Origin of the sequence: Streptomyces calidiresistens, assembly GCF_014141525.1 — a bacterium.
Taxonomy (GTDB): Bacteria; Actinomycetota; Actinomycetes; order Streptomycetales; family Streptomycetaceae; genus Streptomyces; species Streptomyces calidiresistens.
Window position 1 is genome coordinate 1 of the sequence record NZ_VKHS01001215.1, and the last position, 1,128, is coordinate 1,128.

General features: G+C 72.9%; 1 protein-coding gene. It reads left to right on the forward strand.

Annotated features, from left to right (window positions below; translation table 11 throughout):
* Nucleotides 1–65 precede the first annotated feature (65 nt).
* On the forward strand, nt 66–1,058 hold the full coding sequence (locus FOE67_RS26480; protein WP_182667352.1) for an ATP-binding protein: 993 nt from the start codon (nt 66–68) through the stop codon (nt 1,056–1,058).
* Nucleotides 1,059–1,128: the final 70 nt, after the last annotated feature.

Consider the following 1,128-nt stretch of genomic DNA (forward strand, 5'->3'; position numbering starts at 1 on the left):
GGCGGGGCGCGGATACGGGTCGGGGTGTGCGGGGGTGACGTCCGCGGAGCACTATCCTCCTGAACATGAAAATCGCATTCGTCGGTAAGGGTGGCAGCGGCAAGACCACCCTGTCCGCGCTGTTCGTCCGTCACCTGGCCGCCCGGGGCGTGCCCGTGATCGCGGTGGACGCGGACATCAACCAGCACCTCGGCCCGGCGCTGGGGCTGACGGACGAGGAGACCGCCGCCGTCCCGGCCCTCGGGGACCGACTGCCGGAGATCAAGGAGCACCTGCGCGGGGACAACCCGCGCATCCCCTCCGCCGCCGCGATGATCAAGACCACGCCCCCCGGCGCCGGTTCCCGTCTGCTGCGCCACGACGACCTCGGTCCCGTGCTGGAGTCCTGCACCCGCGTCATCGAGGCGGAGAGCGGCTCCATCCGCTTCCTGGCCACCGGCGCCTTCACCGAGGACGACCTCGGCGTCGCCTGCTACCACTCCAAGACGGGGGCCGTGGAGCTGATGCTCAACCACCTCGTGGACGGGCGCGACGAGTACGTCGTGGTGGACATGACGGCGGGCAGCGACTCCTTCGCCTCCGGCATGTTCACCCGTTTCGACCTGACCTTCCTGGTGAGCGAGCCCACCCGGCGCGGGGTGTCGGTCCACCGTCAGTACCGCGACTACGCGCGCGACTTCGACGTGGAGCTGCGGGTCGTGGGCAACAAGGTCCGGGATCCGGAGGACCTGGCGTACCTGCGCGAGGAGATCGGTGACGATCTGTTGACCGCGCTGGGGCACTCGGACTGGGTACGGGCCCTGGAGCGCGGGCGCCCCCGTCCCTTCCGGGCGCTGGGCGAGGAGGAGCGGGCGGTGCTGCGGGCCCTGCACGCGGCGGCGGACGCCTCCTGGGAGCGGCGCGACCCGGTGCGGTACACCCGGCAGATGGTCCACTTCCACCTGCGGAACGCGGAGAGTTGGGGCAACGAGCGGACGGGGCTGGACCTCGCGTCCCAGGTGGACCCGGGGTTCGTGCTCGGCGCCTCCGACCCCCGGTCCGTCCCGCAGCCCGCCTGACCCCGCCCCGGGACCGCGGCGCCCTCCGGGGAGCGGGCGGCGGAGCGGGAGGCGGGGCGCCCCTCAGGAC